The following is a 21,000-nucleotide window of genomic DNA, read 5'->3' on the forward strand; positions in this document are numbered from 1 at the left end:
TGAAAAGTCAGAGATACTTAGCCCACAAAACACCATTATTATTAATTATTTTTAAAATTAACGTAAATAATCCCACAAGAAAGCTTTATTTTTTCCACCTTATGCTAAGATGAAAATGTAAATTTTATTCACAAAGGAGGCTAATATGAAACAGTATCTCGTTCCATTCATACTTATTTTATTTTTAGCATTCGGTTTAGTATCTGGCACATCCCACGCTGCCGAAACACAAGATACTAACTCGGCTAATAATACTGCTAGTACTGAAATACCTACATCAGTTCAAACACCTTCTCAACAAGATACGACCTCAACACAACAAGATACAACCACAGAACAACAAGATACGAAAGCAACAAACCAGGATACCACATCACCAAAACAAGATGTGACATCAACTTCTACACAACATGCTACTTCAGAGAAGGCCCTTGATTCTTCTCAAGGTTCTGCCTTTTCCAAAAATGAAACCTCGGTAGAAACGTCTTCTCAAGAAGTTAAATCAACTGCGACATCAGCATCGCAAGAGACTACAAATGTAGCATCTACAAACAGTGCAAAGAAAGCTACCACTGAAGTACCTACTCAAGAAGTGGCACCGGCGTCTCAAGAGAAGTCCAAAGTGACAACAGCATCTCCAAATTCAGAGGAAAAAGCAACTACTCAAGGAGTGGCAACACAACCTGCTACGCAAGAGAATAAAAGTTCAAAAACTGCACAAGATTCAGTTCAACAACCGCAAAATAACAACACTACAGAAACACCAAATACTACCACAGATACAACACAGAGAGTTAAAAAAGAAACTCCTAAAGACACAACTCAAGCAACAAAAGCAGCAGAACCTGTTAAACCTTCAACAAAAGCAGTTGCTCCAACTTCTAAGACTTCTACTAACACTGCAAAGCATACAATTTTACATACTAATGACATTCATGGCCGTTTTGTAGAAGAGGAAGGTAGAGTAATTGGTATGGCTAAAGTTAAGGGACTCAAAGATCAATATCATCCAGATTTAGTCGTTGATTCTGGCGATGCTTTCCAAGGATTACCAGTCTCTAACAACTCTAAAGGTGACGAAATGGCTAAAGCGATGAATGGTGTGGGTTATGACGCGATGACTATCGGAAACCATGAATTTGATTTTGGTTATGACCAATTAATGCGTTTACAGAAACAACTTAACTTCCCAATGGTTTCATCTAACATTTATAAAAACGGACAGCGTGTGTTCCAACCTTCTACGATTGTTAATAAAAATAATATTCGTTATGGGATTGTGGGTGTAACAACTCCTGAAACCAAGACAAAGACTTCTCCTACTGCTGTAGAAGGTGTCGAATTCAAAGATCCACTTCCTAGTGTGACGCAAGCAATGACAGATATTAAAAATAATGTCGATGTGTTCGTCATTTTATCGCATTTAGGTGTAGATAAATCAACAAAGTCTATTTGGCGTGGCGATTACCTTATCGACCAATTAACAAAAAGTGGCGCTTTCAAGCAACCCATTTTTGTATTAGATGGACATTCACATACTGTCATTGAACATGGTGAACATTATGGTAAAAACAATGTCCTTGCTCAGACTGGAACGGCACTAGCTAATGTTGGCCGTGTGGATTTTAATTTTCAAAATAAAAAAGCTTCTGACGTTAATGCTTCACTAACCAATGTGGCGGACGCTAAAGATGTGACAGCTGACCCTCAAATCGAAGCACAAACGAAGAAAGCCAACGATGAATTCTTGAAAGAAACATCTACAGTGGTCATTCCTAACAACAGCGTGACATTTAACGGAGAACGTGCCCAAGCGCGTACACAAGAAACCAATTTAGGTAACTTAATTACAGATGCAATGGAAGCATATGGCGCTAAGAACTTCTCACATCAACCAGACTTTGCAGTGACAAATGGTGGCGGAATTCGCGCTTCTATTGAAAAAGGTAAAGTAACAGAAAACGATATTATTACAGTATTACCATTCGGAAACTTAATTTCACAAATTCAAGTTAAAGGTTCAGATGTCGAAAAAGCATTCGAACACAGTCTTAGTTCGGATACAGAAACGCAAGATGGCAAAACGGTATTAGCGCCAAACGGTGGCTTCTTACAAGTATCTGACTCAATTCGCGTGTACTTTGATATTAATAAAGAAGCAGGACATCGCGTCAATGCGATTAAAGTATTGAATAAAGAAACAGGTGTGTACGAAGACTTAGATCCAAATCGCACATATTACGTTACTACAAATGATTTCACAGCTAATCAAGGGGATGGCTATGATATGTTTGGCGGACAACGCGAAGAAGGCATTTCATTAGATGCCGTCGTGGCGCAATATATTAAAGAAGCGGATTTAAGCAAATATGATACAACAGAGCCTGTACGTATTATTAACGGTCAGCCTGAAAGTGAGGAACAGCCTAATACAGGCGCTCACACTAGCGATAACAACAATAACGCTAACGGCACACCTCAACCTGGTCATAACGATGGAGGAGCTGACGTGGATGTGGATACACCTAACCATAACGGCGAAGTTGCCCATCATGAAGACCATGAGGCACCTCAAAGTTCAGAACATCATTCTTCTTCTGAAAATGAAGCAACAAAAGGTCACGTAGCAAGTGGTAAACATAACCACCATAAAGGTGACAACATCATCGCCTTCCCTACGCAACATCAAGATCACAATACAAATACAGTAGGAACAAAAGGACAGGAAGCAAACCCTTCTAAACATGCAGTAGGTTGCGAAAAGGTTACTCACCTAAATGGCAAATCTCAAGCATCAAAAGAAACAGCAATGTCGATGAACAAACCATCTTATGGAACAATCCATCAAGTGGTGACAGATCATCACACAAATACAACTCATATACACAACGTTAAACATCATTCTAACGTGGAAAAAGTAGCGAACACACATAAAACTGTAGACCAATCTCAAACTCCTATTACTCAATTGCCTAACACTGGTAAAAATGGAGATATTGTAGAACATGGGATCGCTATCATATTAGTGACAACAGGCGCCGGTTTAGTTTACTTACGTAACCGTAAAAAATCAGCATAACTGTATTTAGATAACGATAAAACCGTGTAAATGGAACGATTAAGTGCCATTTACACGGTTTCCTATTTTTAAATTTCTATTTGTTATTTTTCACTGTTTTCTACTGCTTTTTTATAAAAATAATTCGCTACTACAATATCTACAATTGCTAAGCCTACTGATTTAAATAAAGTGACTTCTTTATCATTTTCACGTCCTGGTATTTTACCTGCAACGATATCGCCAAGTTCTCCATGTAACGATTCTTTTGTGATAATACCTTCTTCTTGAGGTACTTTTAAATCACCAGTTTCTTCCATAGCTGCTTCGACAGATTCCACTACAATTTTATTAGCGACTAGCATAGAATCAGATGGCAGTTCTTGCATTTCTGGTTTAAAAGAACCAACTGCATTAAGATGAACACCCGGATGTAATGAATGCGAATATACTGGTTTCGTAGAATTAGTTGCTGTCACTACGATATCCGCTTCTTCCATCGCATCGTCTCCCTCATCAAACACTTTTGTAGATACGTTATATTCTTTTTTCACAGTTTGAGCTAAACGTTCCGCATTCTCTTTAGTTCGACTTGAGAAGTGCACAGTTTCTATGTTTCTAACGGCCATCACTGCTACAATTAGTCCTTCAGCTTGGTCTCCTGCGCCAATCACGCATAATGTTTTCGCATCTTCACGTGCTAAATATTTAGTAGCTACGCCTGAAATTGCACCAGTACGAATTTTTGTTAAATAACTGCCATCTAATACTGCTAACGTTTCTCCCGTTTCATAATCACTTAATAGTACAGATCCTGTGATTGTTTTTTTGCCTTTTTTAGGATTATCCGGTGCAAATGTTACAGTTTTGATACCGACTATTTTTAATTCATCTGAGAGTGCTGGCATAACTAAATATCTATTTTCATCATTAAATGGTAAGACATAGCGCAATGGTGTTTCAGTTTTTCCCTCTGAAAATGCTTGCAACGACTGCGCGACTTCCTCAATGACTTCTTCCATATTCAACAATTGCTGTTGATCTTGCTCATTTAATACTAGCATCTAAACGCCCCCATACATGTATATTCATCATTATTAACTATTTACCCTACAATTGAGACATATAAATACATTTTCTAACTCAAAAAAGCCGAAACTATGAATATTAATTTAACTTATAAAAAATATTAACTTAGTATTGTGAAGATATTTAAATGATGTTATCTTTATACTATAAATAAAAGGACACTCATTAGAGATACCTTGCGATTTCATTTCAATATGAAACTATTTATAAACTTTTGACGCCAATCATTCTTCCTAAGTGAAGAATGATTTTTTATACTCAAATGTCTTCAATGTCTAGTCCACATAACCTTCGTTATAATACGTCGCTTTGTTCAACAAGAACTCTTTCAAACTATGATGATAGTACACTAACTTTTTATCTGCTTCTTCTACTGTAAGCCAACGTAATTCTGCAATTTCATCTTTCATATGAATTTCTGTGTTATATTCATCTACTGTTACTTTAAACATAATAAATAAAGTATGGACGTCCATACGTGTTGATTTGCCTTCATTGATACTAACGATGTCACCTACTTTAGCAGTCAAACCAGTTTCTTCCATCACTTCACGTTCTAACGCTTCAACTAGTGTTTCACCGTATTCTACCTTACCGCCTGGTAATGACCATCCATCATCATCTTTATTATGAACAAGTAATACCTCGTCATTTTCATTTTGAATTAATGCGTAAACAACTTTTAGATCTTTCATATTATCCCTTCATTCATATGTTATTTCAAAACGACTAACCAAGTTACCATTTTTCTTTGTATAAGGTGTTATTTCGTACCCTCCACAATGTTTCATTACTGCTTGTGAAGCATAATTTTTAGGATTGCATGTCATTAACACGGTCTCGACGCCTAACGTCTTCAAAATTTTTATAGCTTCTGTAAGCATTGTTGAAGCGATACCTTGACCTCTATATGATTTCCTAACACCGTAACCTACGTGACCGCCTATATTAGTTAAACGTTTATTTAATTTATGACGAATATCGACGGCTCCTACAATTTGATTATCTTTAAAATAAAACAAGGTCGTCGTAGGCACCCAATTTGCGTCTGCTTCTTCTTTATTAAGCTTATCAACCATTTGTTTAAAAGAATCATATTTCGCTAAATCTGTATTAGACGGTATAATTTGTTCGTCATTGTCATACCACTCTTTTAAATATTCCAGTACCGCATCTTCATCTTGATAACCTAATTGTTTTAATTCGGGCATAAGCTTTTTTCTCTTTCTATAATGTTTATACCTATGTTATTTTCAGTTTATCACTCAATAATACAAAAAACATCCACAAGCCTAGTGGCCTATGGATGTTACGACATAATATATATGTGTATGATTTACTATTTAATTGTTCCTAGTTCTTTACCTACTTTTTCGTAAGCAGCAATCGCTTTATCTAACATTTCTTTAGTGTGTGCTGCAGTAGGCATATTTCTTACACGACCAGTACCACGTGGAACTGTTGGGAAGACGATAGATTTTACGTAAATACCTTCTTCTTTAAGACGTTTACTGAATTCTTGTGTTTCTTTTTCATCACCAATAATTACTGGAGTAATTGGTGTGTCTGAATTACCAGTATCGAAACCTAATTTTTCTAAACCTTGTTTTAAGTATTTAGCGTTATCCCATAATTTATCATGTAATTCAGTAGAAGCCATTAATTTTCTTACAGCTTCAGTGATGGCTTTAGTGTCGCCAGGCGCTAATGAAGTTGAGAATAAGAATGGTCTTGATTGCGCTTTTAACCAGTCGATAAGTTCTTTAGTACCTGCTACATAACCACCAACTACACCGATGGCTTTTGAAAGTGTACCGATTTGGAAGTCGATTTTATCTTGTAAACCGAAATGTTTAACTGTACCTGCACCTTTACCCATTACACCTGAGCCATGGGCATCATCAACATATGTGATTAAACCAAATTCTTCAGCGATTTCAACGATTTCTGGTAATTTAGCAACGTCTCCATCCATACTGAATACACCATCAGTGATGTACATTACTTTATTATATTGACCAGATTCAACAGCTTCTTTTGCTTTTGCTCTTAAATCGTCCATATCAGAGTGGTTAACACGAATGATTTTAGCTTTTGATAAACGACAACCATCAATAATAGATGCATGGTTTAATTCATCTGAAAGGATAGCGTCATTTTTGTTCATTACTGCTGAAATAGCTGCCATGTTACAATTGAATCCTGATTGATAAGCGATAGCTGCTTCAGTACCTTTGAATTCAGCTAATGTTTTTTCTAATTCATCATGTAAGTCTAAAGTACCGTTGATTGAACGTACAGCACCTGCACCTACACCGTGAGAATCAATTGCTGATTTAGCAGCAGTTTTTAAATCTTCGTTTGTAGCTAGTCCTAAATAGTTGTTTGAAGATAAGTTAACATATTGTTTACCATTGATAGTAATTTCTGGGCCATTCGCACCCTCAATTGAATCAATTTCATTGTATAATCCATTATCTTTTAAATATTGGATATTTTCTTCTAAAAAGTTGTGTAAAGATTGAACCATTGTCATTTCCCCTTTTATTTATTTATCACCATAATCATAACTGATTTTTAATAAACATGAAAGCACTATCATGCTTGTAAATTCAATATATTCTATATTCTTCATACCATGTACAATTGTATTTTCAATGTGTATTTATTATCGATTTTTGCTATTTTGAAGCTTCATTTTCAAAAAATAAAAAAAGAAACTATTGAGAGATTTAAGAATTTGATATACTAAAAATCATAATAGAAAGGAAGAAGCGTGAGTTAATGGATTGGTTTCAATTAGCCAGTAAAAAAGAAAATAGAATGGTTCAAATGCGTCGTTTTATGCATCAATATCCTGAACCTTCATTTGAGGAAACATGGACGCATAATTATATTCTTAACCAATTAAGTCATTTAGATTGTGACATTGAGTCGCCAGTAGGACGCAATGGCATAAAAGCTACATTTAAAGGCAAAGCGAACGGACCTACCGTAGCATTTCGAGCTGACTTTGATGCTTTGCCTATTCAAGAACAGAATGAAGTATCTTATAAATCCAAAAATGATGGTTTTATGCATGCATGTGGCCATGACGGGCATACAGCTATTCTATTAGGCGTGGCTGAAATCGTGCATGAACATCGCCATTTATTAAAAGGCAATGTCGTGTTTATCTTTCAATACGGCGAGGAAATTATGCCGGGTGGTTCACAAGAAATGATTGATGATGGTTGTCTTAGAGACGTGGATAAAATTTATGGTACACATTTATGGAGTGGCTACCCTACAGGTACTATTTATTCACGACCTGGCGCTATTATGGCCTCTCCAGATGAATTCTCAATTACGATCAAAGGTAAAGGTGGACATGGCGCAAAACCGCATGAAACCATTGACCCTATTGTAATTATGGCGGAGTTTATTCTAAGTGCTCAAAAGATAGTATCACGTACCATTGATCCTGTAAAAGAAGCTGTGCTGACATTTGGAATGGTTCAAGCTGGTTCATCAGATAGTGTTATTCCAGATTCTGCATTTTGTAAAGGTACAGTGCGTACGTTTGATACAGAATTACAGGCGCATATTCAAAATAAATTGGATAAATTATTGCAAGGTCTTGCCTTAGCAAATGATATCACTTATGAGATGGAATATATTCGAGGGTACTTACCCGTTCATAATCATATTAGTGGCTATGAAGTGGTAAAACAAGCTGCTAATGAGATGCATTTACGCTTTAATGAATCAGAACTTATGATGATCGGCGAAGACTTCTCTCATTATTTAAAAGTTCGTCCGGGCGCGTTTTTCTTAACAGGCTGTGGCAATGTTGATAAAGGGATTACTGCCCCTCATCATAATCCACACTTCGATATTGATGAAGCAGCATTTAAGTATGCTGCTAGTGAGTTCTTGAAAATATTAGAAATTGAAAAGGTGTTTTAAATAATAGATAGATTAGGTTTATAGAGAAACGTCTATGATGACTCTTACGGGGAGTTTATCATAGACGTTTTTTAATTATTATAGAATATGAGAATTATATATAGCATAGCGTGATAGCTATTAACCGTATAAAAAGGCAAAATTGCCTGTTTTCAGGCATATAAAAAAGAGGCTAAAACAAGATTAAATGTCTTAGCCTCTTTAAACATTTAGGCAGTAGCTGACTGATTTGAAAATACGCTTGAAACAAGCTTTTTCAAATCTAGTCATCCTTGCCGGGGCAGGACGACGAAATTATTTTAATTTCTGTCCTGCTCCCAAAAAAAGACTCCCCTAAGGGAGTCTTTGAAATAAGGAATAATTAAAATTATTCGATGATTTCAGTTACAACGCCTGATCCTACAGTACGTCCACCTTCACGGATTGAGAAACGAGTACCGTCTTCAATCGCGATAGGAGCGATTAATTCTACTGTCATTTCAACGTTGTCACCAGGCATAACCATTTCTGTACCTTCTGGTAAGTTAACAACACCAGTTACGTCAGTAGTACGGAAATAGAATTGTGGACGATAGTTTGAGAAGAATGGAGTGTGACGTCCACCTTCGTCTTTAGATAAAACGTATACGTCTGCTTTGAATTTAGTGTGAGGTGTGATTGAACCTGGAGCAGCTAATACTTGACCACGTTGTACGTCTTCACGAGCGATACCACGTAATAAAGCACCGATGTTGTCACCAGCTTCAGCGTAGTCTAATAACTTACGGAACATTTCTACACCTGTAACAGTTGTTTTAGAAGTGTCATGTAAACCGATGATTTCAACTTCTTCACCAACTTTGATTTGACCACGTTCAACACGGCCTGTAGCTACAGTACCACGACCAGTGATTGAGAATACGTCCTCAACTGGCATCATGAATGGTTTGTCAGAATCACGTTCTGGAGTTGGGATATAATCATCAACTGCTTGCATTAATTCTAAGATTTTTTCTTCGTATTGAGCATCGCCTTCTAAAGCTTTTAATGCTGAACCAGCGATTACAGGTACATCGTCACCTGGGAAGTCGTATTCAGATAATAAGTCACGTACTTCCATTTCAACTAATTCTAATAATTCTTCATCGTCAACCATGTCAACTTTGTTTAAGAATACTACTAATGCTGGTACACCAACGTTACGTGATAATAAGATGTGTTCACGAGTTTGTGGCATTGGACCGTCAGCAGCAGATACTACTAAGATACCGCCATCCATTTGAGCAGCACCAGTGATCATGTTTTTAACATAGTCAGCGTGTCCTGGGCAGTCAACGTGAGCATAGTGACGTTTGTCAGTTTGATATTCGATGTGAGCAGTATTGATTGTAATACCACGTTCTTTTTCTTCTGGAGCGTTGTCAATCATGTCATATGATTGTGCTACAGTGTCACCATTTTTAGCTAATACAGTTGCGATAGCAGCTGTTAAAGTAGTTTTACCATGGTCAACGTGACCGATAGTACCAATATTGGCATGTTCTTTTGAGCGATCAAATTTTTCTTTTGCCATTATTAAATCTCTCCTATTCTAGTAAAAGTTATTTCAATATTATCTCTCATGATAGTTTCTCACCATCATGAGAAATAATGATTGTTCTAAAAAGAATTCATAGTTCTTTTATAATGCATTTTTCGCAAAAAATCAATTCATAAAGATGATAGCTTAATTAATAAGCTCAAGCTGTATTTTACCTAGATTTACTAGTTAAAACAAGTTTTAATTATTCACCTTTATTTTTCTTGATGATGTCATCAGCGATTGATTTTGGAACTTCTGCATAGTGGTCAAAGTACATAGTGTAAGTACCGCGACCTTGAGTGTTAGAACGTAATGAAGTTGCGTAACCGAACATCTCTGAAAGTGGTACATAAGCGTTAACAACTTGTGCATTACCACGAGGTTCCATACCGTCAACACGTCCACGACGAGCTGTTACGTCACCCATGATATCGCCCATGTATTCTTCAGGCATTTCGATTGTAACTTTCATCATTGGTTCTAAGATAACTGGATCACATTTTTTAGCAGCTTCTTTAAGTGCTAATGATGCAGCAATTTTGAAGGCCATTTCAGATGAATCGACATCATGGTATGAACCATCAAATAATTTAGCTTTAACATCGATTAATGGATATCCAGCTAAGACACCATTTTCCATAGCATCTTTAAGACCAGCTTCAACTGATGGAATGTATTCACGAGGAACTACACCACCAACGATAGCGTTTTCGAATTCGAAACCTGCGCCAGTTTCGTTTGGTGTGAATTCAATGTGAACATCACCGTATTGACCACGACCACCAGATTGACGAGAGAATTTACCTTGAACTTGTGCAGATTGCTTGAATGTTTCACGATATGAAACCATTGGCGCACCTACATTACATTCAACGTTGAATTCTTTCTTCATACGGTCAACTAAGATGTCTAAGTGTAACTCACCCATACCACCGATGATAACTTGTCCAGTTTCTTCATCTGTGTGAGCATGGAATGTTGGGTCTTCTTCTTGTAATTTAACTAAAGCTTGAGTCATTTTATCTTGGTCAGCTTTAGATTTTGGTTCTACTGATAAGTGGATAACTGGTTCAGGGAATTCCATTGATTCTAAGATAATGTCATTCTTTTCACCACATAATGTGTCACCAGTACCTGTATCTTTAAGACCAACTGCAGCAGCGATATCACCTGAGTAAACAGTATCAATCTCTTGACGTGAGTTAGCGTGCATTTGTAATAAACGACCTACACGTTCACGTTTGTCTTTAGTTGAGTTCTTAATGTAAGAACCTGATGTTAATGTACCTGAATATACACGGAAGAAAGTTAATTTACCAACGTAAGGGTCAGTCATAACTTTGAATGCTAATGCTGCGAATTCAGCTGAATCGTCAGGTTTAGCAACTACTTCTTCTTCAGGGTTTTCAGCACGGTGTCCAATGATTGGTTTAACATCTAAAGGAGATGGTAAGTAATCAATTACTGCGTTAAGCATTAATTGAACACCTTTGTTTTTGAATGCTGTACCGCAAAGTACTGGGTAGAATTCTACGTCAGTAGTAGCTTGACGGATAGCATCTTTTAATTCTGCAACTGAAATTTCTTCGTCACCAAGATATTTTTCCATTAATTCGTCATTGCTTTCAGCAACTGCTTCGATTAAGTTAGCGCGAGCTTCTTCTGCTCTATCTTTGTGATCTTCAGGAATTTCAATTTCATCGATTTCTGTACCTAAGTCGTTTGTATATTTGAAGCATTTCATTTCAACTAAGTCGATGATAGCTTCAAATTCGTCTTCGGCACCAATTGGTAATTGAATAGGTGCTGCGTTAGCTTGTAAGCGATCATGAATTGTGCTTACAGAGTAATCGAAGTTTGCACCTAATTTATCCATTTTGTTTACGAATACGATACGAGGTACTCCATAAGTAGTAGCCTGACGCCAAACTGTTTCAGTTTGAGGTTCTACACCTGATTGAGCATCAAGTACAGTAACCGCACCGTCAAGTACACGTAATGAACGTTCAACCTCTACAGTGAAGTCTACGTGTCCTGGAGTATCGATAATGTTTACACGGTGGCCTTGCCATTGTGCTGTTGTAGCAGCAGATGTGATAGTAATACCACGGTCTTGCTCTTGTTCCATCCAGTCCATTTGTGAAGCACCTTCGTGTGTTTCACCAATTTTGTGGATACGACCTGTATAGTATAAAATACGTTCAGTCGTAGTTGTTTTACCAGCATCGATGTGAGCCATGATACCGATGTTACGAGTGTTTTTCAAAGAAAAGTCTCTAGCCATTGTTTTTCTCCTTCCAGTTATTACTGAATAAGTACTATAGAATATGGCGATGCCCTAAGCACGAACCATCTTAAGTTGGCAAACCAATATGACGGAACACACTCAGGGTTAAATCTTTTATCTTACCAACGGTAGTGAGCGAATGCTTTGTTCGCTTCAGCCATTTTGTGAGTATCCTCACGTTTTTTAACTGCACCACCTGTATTATTAGCAGCGTCTAAGATTTCGTTAGCTAAACGATCTTCCATAGTTTTTTCACCACGAAGACGAGCGTAATTAACTAACCAACGTAATCCTAAAGTAGTACGACGTTCTGGGCGTACCTCAACTGGTACTTGATAGTTTGAACCACCCACACGACGAGCTTTTACTTCTAATACTGGCATAATGTTGTTGATTGCTTCTTCAAATACTTCTAAAGCATCGCGACCACTGCGTTGTTCTACAAGGTCAAATGCTGAATAAAGAATTCTTTGTGCTGTTCCGCGTTTACCATCTAACATAATTTTGTTAATTAATTTTGTAACTAACTTAGAGTTATGAATTGGATCTGGTAATACGTCTCTTTTAGGTACTGATCCTTTACGAGGCATAATGAAAATCCTCCCTTCCTATTATAGTATATTCTCAAAAATTGATATTAAAATTTACACAATCTTAATCTTAATTTTTAGGTTTTTTAGTTCCGTATAATGAACGACCTTGTCTACGTCCATCAACGCCTGAAGTATCAAGCGCACCACGTACGATATGGTAACGCACACCAGGTAAGTCTTTTACACGTCCACCACGTACAAGTACAACACTGTGTTCTTGTAAGTTATGGCCGATACCAGGAATGTATGCGTTGATTTCAATATTGTTTGATAAACGCACACGTGCATATTTACGTAACGCTGAGTTAGGTTTTTTTGGTGTCATAGTACCTACACGAGTACAAACACCACGTTTTTGAGGTGAGTTTAAGTCAGTAAATTGTTTCTTTTTACTGTTAAAACCTTTATTTAATGCTGGTGAATCTGATTTTTTAGTTTTACTTTTTCTAGGTTTACGTACTAATTGGTTAATAGTTGGCATTGAAATGTCCTCCTCTCTTCACTTTTTAATCCCACACATCCAGGTGGTTCATTTTTAGGTTAAATAAAATTTAGTAAGCAAAATACTTACTAATTCTCATTCAATAACGCAACAATCGTTGCATTAACGTTAATACCTACATATCTTCCTAAAGCTTGTTTGCTTTGGAAATATGAAATAGATATATTTTTATGATTGATTTGGCTAAATACGCGAGCCAATAAATGGACTTCAACGTCTTGAGCAATAATCAATGATGCAACTTGATCTCTTTTTAGCGCTTTAAGCGTTTCTTTGAGACCAACCACAAAGTGTTGTTTGTTAAAGCGTGCAACTTTTTCATTAGACATTAAAATATCCTCCAAAGTTCTGCTTGCATCAACCTTTACTATAATAACACTTTTAATCTTGTTAAGTCAACAATTTTTGTGGACTTTTTACTCATTTTCAAAAAATAAAGAACGAGAGCGAGACCTCAATCTTAAATGATTGATACGTCCCGTCTCGTCAGTAATAAAGACAACTTCTAAATGAAGTCTATCTTAGCTATTATTCGGTAACTTCAACTTCTTCAGTTTCAGAAACTGGTGTTCCAGCTTTATCATATTGAACGTCGCTATAACGTCTCATACCTGTACCAGCTGGGATTAACTTACCGATAATAACGTTTTCTTTAAGACCTAATAAGTCATCACGTTTACCTTTGATAGCAGCATCAGTAAGTACACGAGTAGTTTCTTGGAATGAAGCAGCTGATAAGAAACTTTCTGTTTCAAGAGAAGCTTTCGTAATACCAAGTAATACTGGTTTAGCAGTAGCTGGGCGTTTACGTTCTTTGAATGCTTCTCTGTTAGCGTCTGTAAAGTTGTGGATATCAACTAATGAACCTGGTAATAGTTTAGTGTCACCAGCTTCGATAATTCTAACTTTACGTAGCATTTGTCTAACCATTACTTCAACGTGTTTATCGTCGATTTCTACACCTTGCATACGATAAACTTTTTGTACTTCTTTAAGTAAGTAGCTTTCAGTCGCATTTAAACCAGCAACAGCTAAGAAGTTCTTAGGTTCAATTGAACCTTCAGTTAATACTTCACCACGTTCAACTGATTGACCGATTTCTACTTTGATTCTTGAAGTACCTGAAGCTAAGTAAGATCTAGTTTCATTAGCACCTTTGATCACAATTTCTTGTTGGCGATCTTTAGCTAATTTAATATCTTCAACTACACCTTCGATTTCCGTAATTACCGCTTGACCTTTAGGGTTACGCGCTTCGAAAATCTCTTGGATACGTGGAAGACCTTGTGTAATATCGCTTCCTGCTACCCCACCTGTATGGAATGTACGCATTGTAAGTTGGGTACCTGGTTCACCGATTGATTGAGCGGCGATTGTACCAACTGCTTCACCAACTTCAACTTTTTCACCTGTAGCAAGGTTTTTACCGTAACATTTTTCACATACACCATGACGAGTGTTACAAGTAAATGCTGAGCGAATATACATTTGTTCGATACCAGCATCTGTAATTTGTTTAGCTATTTCAGCTGTGATTAATTCGTCAGGACGGATGATGATTTCATCTGTTTCAGGATGACGAATTGTTTCTTTAGAATAACGACCTTCGATACGTTCGATGAATGGTTCAATCATTTCTGTACCTTCTCTGATATCAGAAACTAATAAACCACGGTCAGTACCACAGTCTTCTTCACGAACGATAACATCTTGTGCAACGTCAACAAGACGACGAGTAAGGTAACCTGAGTCAGCTGTTTTAAGGGCTGTATCGGCAAGACCTTTACGCGCACCGTGTGTAGAGATGAAGTATTCTAATACTGTTAAACCTTCACGGAATGATGATGTGATTGGTAACTCGATGATTTTACCTGATGGCGCAGCCATTAAACCACGCATACCAGCTAACTGTGTAAAGTTAGATGCGTTACCACGGGCACCAGAGTCACTCATCATGAAGATTGGGTTTGTTTTCTCAAGAGATTGCATTAATTCGCCTTGAATTTGGTCTTTGGCGTCAGTCCAAATTTCAACAACGGCGTTATAACGTTCATCTTCAGTAATTAAACCACGGTTAAATTGTTTAGATACACGTTCAACTAATTTTTCGTGTTCATCTAAAATTTGTTGCTTATCTGGAAGTACCACGATGTCAGATACGCCAACAGTGATACCAGCTTTAGATGAATATTTGAAACCTAAGTCTTTCATACGGTCAAGCATCATAGACGTATCTGTAATGCTAAATCTATTAAAGACTTCAGCTATAATATTTCCTAAGAATTTTTTATTGAATGGTTCAATAAGTTCTTTGTCCTCGAAGTATTCTTTAAGTCCACCTTCACCTAATTCAGTTGGATTAATGAAGTATTTATCAGGTGTTTTACTTTCAAGGTTAGCTTGAGTAGGTTCGTTAATATAAGCAAATGAATCTGGAATGATTTCATTGAAGATTACTTTACCTACTGATGTAGCTAAAATTTTATTATTTTGTTCTTCAGTGAACGTTGGATTGTTAAATGATTTAGCATGTACACCAATACGAGTGTGTAAGTGAACATAACCATTTGCATAAGCTTTAAGCACTTCGTTTGTATCATTGAAAATAACACCAGTGTTAACAGCATCTTTACGTTCTAAAGTTAAGTAATAGTTACCTAATACCATATCTTGTGATGGTGTAACTACTGGTTTACCATCTTTAGGGTTCAAGATGTTTTGTGCAGCTAACATTAACATACGAGCTTCAGCTTGTGCTTCTTTAGATAAAGGTACGTGAACAGCCATTTGGTCACCGTCAAAGTCCGCGTTGTAAGCAGTTGTTACAAGTGGGTGAAGACGGATTGCACGACCTTCTACTAACGTAGGTTCGAAGGCTTGGATACCTAATCTGTGAAGTGTAGGAGCACGGTTAAGTAATACAGGGTGTTCTCTAATAACATCCTCTAATACATCCCATACTTCATCGTCCATACGTTCAATTTTGCTTTTAGCATTTTTAATGTTTGTAGCAATTTCGCGTTGAACTAGTTCTTTCATAACAAATGGTTTGAATAATTCAAGTGCCATTTCTTTTGGAAGACCACATTGATACATTTTCAAGCTCGGTCCTACTGCGATTACTGAACGTCCTGAGTAGTCAACACGTTTACCAAGTAAGTTTTGACGGAAACGACCTTGTTTACCTTTCAACATATGAGAAAGTGATTTCAATGGTCTATTACCCGGACCAGTTACTGGACGACCACGACGACCGTTATCAATTAAAGCATCTACAGCTTCTTGTAACATACGTTTCTCGTTTTGAACGATGATGCCAGGAGCACCAAGATCTAATAAACGTTTTAAACGATTGTTACGGTTGATAACACGACGGTATAAGTCGTTTAAGTCACTTGTAGCAAAACGTCCACCATCTAATTGGACCATTGGACGAATTTCTGGTGGAATGATTGGAAGTACATCTAAAATCATCCATGAAGGATTGTTACCAGAATTTCTAAATGATTCTACAACTTCTAAACGTTTGATGGCACGAGTTAATCTTTGACCAGTCGCAGATTCTAACTCATCACGTAATGCTTTTAATTCTTCATCTAAGTTAATTTCTTCTAATAAGTCTTTAATACCTTCAGCACCCATTTTAGCTACAAATTGGCCTGGGTATTTATCATAGTAATCTCTGAATTCTGCTTCAGATAATAATGATTTTTTCTCTAAACCAGTTGGACCTGGATCAACTACAACATAAGAAGCAAAGTAAATAACCTCTTCTAATGCTCTAGGTGACATGTCTAATAAAAGACCCATACGACTTGGGATACCTTTGAAATACCAAATATGAGATACAGGAGCTGCTAATTCAATATGTCCCATTCTTTCACGACGTACTTTAGATTTAGTTACTTCTACGCCACATCTATCACATACCATACCTTTGTAACGTACACGTTTGTACTTACCACAACTACATTCCCAGTCTTTTGTAGGTCCGAATATTCTTTCACAGAAAAGACCATCTTTCTCTGGTTTCAAAGTACGATAGTTAATTGTTTCAGGTTTTTTAACTTCACCGTAAGACCAAGAACGGATTTTTTCAGGTGAGGCTAAACCGATTTTCATATAATGGAAATTATTTACATCAATCAAGGAGCCTACCTCCTTCAATTTAGATTAGCTGTGCTATTTGATTGATTCACATTTATTGAAACTATATATAAGTTAAAGAAGATAGCATTTAGGAAAGCTAAGATGCTCATCCTAACTTTCACTAAATGTTTATCTTTCACTTCATGCTATTTATATACTTAAGTGCTTATTAGTCAGTAGTTTCTTTTTGTGTTTCTGGAACATCTTTTTGTTGTAAATCTACTTTGCGCTCTGTTGCATCTTCATCCTCAACGTCTGCCATTTCGATTTCATTATCATGTTCATCCATCACTTTTACATCTAAACCTAAACTTTGTAATTCTTTCATCAATACGCGGAATGATTCTGGAACACTTGGTCTAGAGATGTTTTCACCTTTAACGATTGCTTCGTAAGTTTTAACACGACCTACAGTATCGTCAGATTTATAAGTTAGGATTTCTTGTAATGTGTATGCAGCACCATATGCTTCAAGTGCCCATACCTCCATCTCACCGAAACGTTGTCCACCGAATTGTGCTTTACCACCAAGTGGTTGTTGTGTAACAAGTGAGTATGGACCAGTTGAACGCGCATGTAATTTGTCGTCAACCATGTGTGCAAGTTTAAGCATGTACATTACACCAACAGAGATACGGTTATCGAATGGTTCACCAGTACGACCATCATATAAGACAGTTTTACCGTCACGAGCCATACCAGCTTCTTCAATTGTTGACCATACATCATCATCGTTAGCACCATCGAATACTGGTGATGCAACGTGGATGCCTAAGTTTTTAGCAGCCATACCTAAGTGTAACTCTAACACTTGTCCGATGTTCATACGTGATGGTACACCAAGTGGGTTTAACATGATGTCGATTGGACGTCCATCTGGTAAGTAAGGCATATCTTCTTCAGGAACGATCTTAGAGATAACCCCTTTGTTACCGTGACGACCACACATTTTGTCCCCAACATGGATTTTACGTTTTTGAACGATATAAACACGTACTAATTGGTTTACACCTGGAGATAAAGTATCATCGCCCTCTTCACGATTAAACACTTTAACATCTAGTACGATACCGCCTGCACCATGTGGTACACGTAATGATGTATCGCGTACTTCACGTGCTTTTTCACCGAAGATAGCATGTAATAATCTTTCTTCAGCTGTTAATTCAGTTACACCTTTAGGCGTTACTTTACCTACTAAGATGTCACCATCTTTAACTTCAGCACCAACATAAACGATACCACGATCGTCTAAGTTTTTAAGCGCATTTTCAGAAACGTTAGGAATATCACGAGTGATTTCTTCAGGTCCTAGTTTAGTATCACGTGCTTCTGATTCATATTCTTCAATATGAATTGAAGTGTAAACGTCATCTTTAACTAGACGTTCGCTCATGATTACAGCATCCTCATAGTTATAACCGTCCCAAGTCATGAAACCAACTACAACGTTACGGCCTAAAGCCATTTCGCCTAGTTCCATTGAAGGTCCGTCAGCTAAAATTTCGTTATATTCAACTACATCGCCAACTGAAACGATTGGGCGTTGGTTATAACAAGTACCTGAGTTAGAACGTTTGAATTTAGCTAATGGATAACGGTCTAATTCACCTTCATGTTCAGTACCGTTCTCTTCAACTAAACGACGTACTAATACTTCATTAGATTCAACGTGTTCAACACGACCTCTGTGTTTAGCAGTGATTGCTGCACCTGAGTCACGTGCTGCTACGTGTTCCATACCAGTACCTACGAAAGGTGCTTCTGGGTTCATCAATGGTACTGCTTGACGTTGCATGTTCGCACCCATTAACGCACGGTTAGAGTCATCGTTTTCTAAGAATGGGATACATGCTGTCGCAGCTGATACTACTTGTTTAGGAGATACGTCCATGTAGTCCATTTTTTCTTTTGCCATAACTGTGTTGTTACCACGGAAACGACAAACTACTTCGTCGTCTAAGAAACGGCCATTGTCATCTAAGCGAGAGTTCGCTTGGGCAACGACATAACTATCTTCTTCATCAGCTGTTAAGTAGTCGATTTGATCTGTAATAGAGTTAGTATCTAAGTCTACTTTACGGTATGGTGTTTCAATGAAACCAAATTCATTAACACGTGCATAGCTTGATAATGAGTTAATCAAACCAATGTTTGGTCCCTCTGGTGTCTCGATAGGACACATACGACCATAGTGAGAATAGTGAACGTCACGTACTTCCATTTGAGCACGTTCACGTGTTAAACCACCAGGTCCTAAGGCAGAAAGACGACGTTTATGTGTTAACTCAGCTAATGGGTTAGCTTGGTCCATGAATTGTGATAATTGAGAGCTACCGAAGAACTCTTTAATTGATGCAATTACAGGACGAATATTAATTAATTGTTGTGGTGTGATTGAATCTGTATCTTGGATTGACATTCTTTCACGTACAACACGTTCCATTCTTGATAAACCGATACGGAATTGGTTTTGTAAAAGTTCACCAACTGAACGTAAACGACGGTTACCTAAATGGTCAATATCATCTGTATAACCAATGCCATTTAATAAGTTAAAGAAATAACTCATTGAGGCAATGATATCAGCAGGAGTAATACATTTTACTTCTGAATCTGGTAACGCATTACCAATTACAGTAGTTGTACGTCCTTCTTCATCATTTGGTACATAGACTTTAATAGATTGAATTTCTACAGGTTCGTCGATAACGCTACCTTCTAATTCAAACACTTCACTATTAGCATTCGTTTCTAAAACTTCCATAATTTCGTCTAATTTACGACGGTCTAAAACTGTGCCTTCTTCAGCAACAATTTCACCAGTTTCGCTATTAACGATTGGTTCAGCTAATTTTTGGTTAAATAAACGGTGTTTTAAATGTAATTTTTTGTTTGTTTTGTAACGACCAACACTTGCTAAATCATAACGTTTAGGGTCGAAGAAACGTGAGTATAATAGACTCTTAGCATTTTCAACTGTTGGTGGTTCACCAGGACGTAAACGTTCATAAATTTCTAATAATGCTTGTTCAGTATTTTCAGTGCTGTCTTTTTCAAGCGTGTTACGTAAGTACTCACTGTCACCTAATAAATCAATAATTTCTTGATCATTAGAGAAACCTAAAGCACGTAATAATACTGTTAATGGTAATTTACGTGTTCTATCAATACGTACGTAAACTACGTCTTTAGCATCAGTTTCATATTCTAACCATGCGCCACGGTTAGGAATGATTGTCGCATCATAATTTTCGCGACCGTTTTTGTCGATTTTTTCGTTGAAATAAACGGATGGTGAACGTACTAATTGAGAAACAATAACACGTTCTGCACCATTAATTACAAACGTACCTGTATCTGTCATTAATGGGAAGTCACCCATGAACACTTCTTGTTCTTTGACTTCTCCAGTTTCTTTAATAATTAGACGTACTTTAACACGAAGAGGTGCAGCATAAGTAGCGTCACGGTTTTTAGATTCTTCTAAATCATATTTTGGTTCACCTAATCTGTAATCTACAAATTCTAAAGAAAGGTTACCAGTGAAATCTTCAATTGGTGAAATATCACGGAACATTTCTAATAAACCTTCTTTTAAGAACCAGTCGTAAGATTTAGTTTGAATTTCTATTAAGTTTGGTAATTCTAATACTTCTGAAATTCTCGCATAATTTCTACGTTTACGATGTCTTCCATATTGGACAACTTGACCTGCCAAACAGATTCACCCCTCAAATATTGCGTGCTAAACTTCTACACAAAACAAAAAGTCGCAATACAAGACAAAAAGAAAACGGCAACACAACTGAT

Annotated in this window: 13 protein-coding genes; 2 read left to right on the forward strand and 11 right to left on the reverse strand. The window is 37.0% G+C overall.

Annotated features, from left to right (window positions below; all coding sequences use genetic code 11):
* The first annotated feature begins 145 nt into the window (after positions 1 to 145).
* Positions 146 to 3,079: a 5'-nucleotidase C-terminal domain-containing protein gene (locus MT340_RS11250; RefSeq protein ID WP_243603872.1), complete on the forward strand. Its 2,934-nt coding sequence runs from the start codon at positions 146 to 148 to the stop codon at positions 3,077 to 3,079.
* An 83-nt stretch (positions 3,080 to 3,162) separates the two neighbouring features.
* Here the strand turns inward: MT340_RS11250 and MT340_RS11255 are convergent, their stop codons facing one another.
* The 4 genes from MT340_RS11255 to MT340_RS11270 form a co-directional block, all read right to left on the reverse strand.
* Complete coding sequence (locus MT340_RS11255; protein ID WP_243590038.1) at positions 3,163 to 4,122, reverse strand: ornithine cyclodeaminase family protein; 960 nt, start codon at positions 4,120 to 4,122, stop codon at positions 3,163 to 3,165.
* Between the two features lie 300 nt (positions 4,123 to 4,422).
* The gene (locus MT340_RS11260) at positions 4,423 to 4,842 is read right to left on the reverse strand and encodes an NUDIX hydrolase (RefSeq protein WP_243603873.1); all 420 of its coding nucleotides are present in this window, start codon (positions 4,840 to 4,842) and stop codon (positions 4,423 to 4,425) included.
* A 9-nt stretch (positions 4,843 to 4,851) separates the two neighbouring features.
* Positions 4,852 to 5,358, reverse strand: coding sequence for a GNAT family N-acetyltransferase (locus tag MT340_RS11265; RefSeq protein ID WP_243590040.1), 507 nt, complete (start codon positions 5,356 to 5,358; stop codon positions 4,852 to 4,854).
* A 128-nt stretch (positions 5,359 to 5,486) separates the two neighbouring features.
* A complete protein-coding gene (locus tag MT340_RS11270; RefSeq protein WP_243590041.1) occupies positions 5,487 to 6,677 on the reverse strand; it encodes a glycine C-acetyltransferase in 1,191 nt (396 codons plus the stop codon).
* A gap of 254 nt (positions 6,678 to 6,931) precedes the next feature.
* On the opposite strand from MT340_RS11270, the gene MT340_RS11275 reads away from it, so the two are divergent.
* Positions 6,932 to 8,095 (forward strand): M20 family metallopeptidase, encoded by a 1,164-nt coding sequence (locus MT340_RS11275; protein WP_243590042.1) that lies wholly within the window; start codon positions 6,932 to 6,934, stop codon positions 8,093 to 8,095.
* Positions 8,096 to 8,462: 367 nt separating this feature from the next.
* Here MT340_RS11275 and tuf read toward each other — a convergent pair whose 3' ends face one another.
* From tuf to rpoB, 7 genes are all read right to left on the reverse strand, one after another.
* Positions 8,463 to 9,647, reverse strand: coding sequence for an elongation factor Tu (gene tuf / locus MT340_RS11280; protein ID WP_103297571.1), 1,185 nt, complete (start codon positions 9,645 to 9,647; stop codon positions 8,463 to 8,465).
* A gap of 211 nt (positions 9,648 to 9,858) precedes the next feature.
* Positions 9,859 to 11,940, reverse strand: a complete 2,082-nt coding sequence (gene fusA / locus MT340_RS11285; protein ID WP_243590043.1) for an elongation factor G — start codon at positions 11,938 to 11,940, stop codon at positions 9,859 to 9,861.
* Positions 11,941 to 12,062: 122 nt separating this feature from the next.
* Positions 12,063 to 12,533 carry a 30S ribosomal protein S7 gene (gene rpsG / locus MT340_RS11290; protein ID WP_001137495.1) on the reverse strand — a complete coding sequence of 157 codons (471 nt, stop codon included), beginning with the start codon at positions 12,531 to 12,533 and terminating at the stop codon, positions 12,063 to 12,065.
* Positions 12,534 to 12,603: 70 nt separating this feature from the next.
* A complete protein-coding gene (gene rpsL, locus MT340_RS11295; protein ID WP_243590044.1) occupies positions 12,604 to 13,017 on the reverse strand; it encodes a 30S ribosomal protein S12 in 414 nt (137 codons plus the stop codon).
* Positions 13,018 to 13,106: 89 nt separating this feature from the next.
* On the reverse strand, positions 13,107 to 13,367 hold the full coding sequence (locus MT340_RS11300; protein WP_243590045.1) for a ribosomal L7Ae/L30e/S12e/Gadd45 family protein: 261 nt from the start codon (positions 13,365 to 13,367) through the stop codon (positions 13,107 to 13,109).
* A gap of 199 nt (positions 13,368 to 13,566) precedes the next feature.
* Complete coding sequence (gene rpoC, locus MT340_RS11305; protein WP_243603944.1) at positions 13,567 to 17,160, reverse strand: DNA-directed RNA polymerase subunit beta'; 3,594 nt, start codon at positions 17,158 to 17,160, stop codon at positions 13,567 to 13,569.
* A gap of 196 nt (positions 17,161 to 17,356) precedes the next feature.
* On the reverse strand, positions 17,357 to 20,908 hold the full coding sequence (rpoB, locus tag MT340_RS11310) for a DNA-directed RNA polymerase subunit beta (RefSeq protein ID WP_243590046.1): 3,552 nt from the start codon (positions 20,906 to 20,908) through the stop codon (positions 17,357 to 17,359).
* Positions 20,909 to 21,000: the final 92 nt, after the last annotated feature.

This window comes from Staphylococcus sp. NRL 16/872, from assembly GCF_022815905.2.
Taxonomy (GTDB): domain Bacteria; phylum Bacillota; class Bacilli; order Staphylococcales; family Staphylococcaceae; genus Staphylococcus.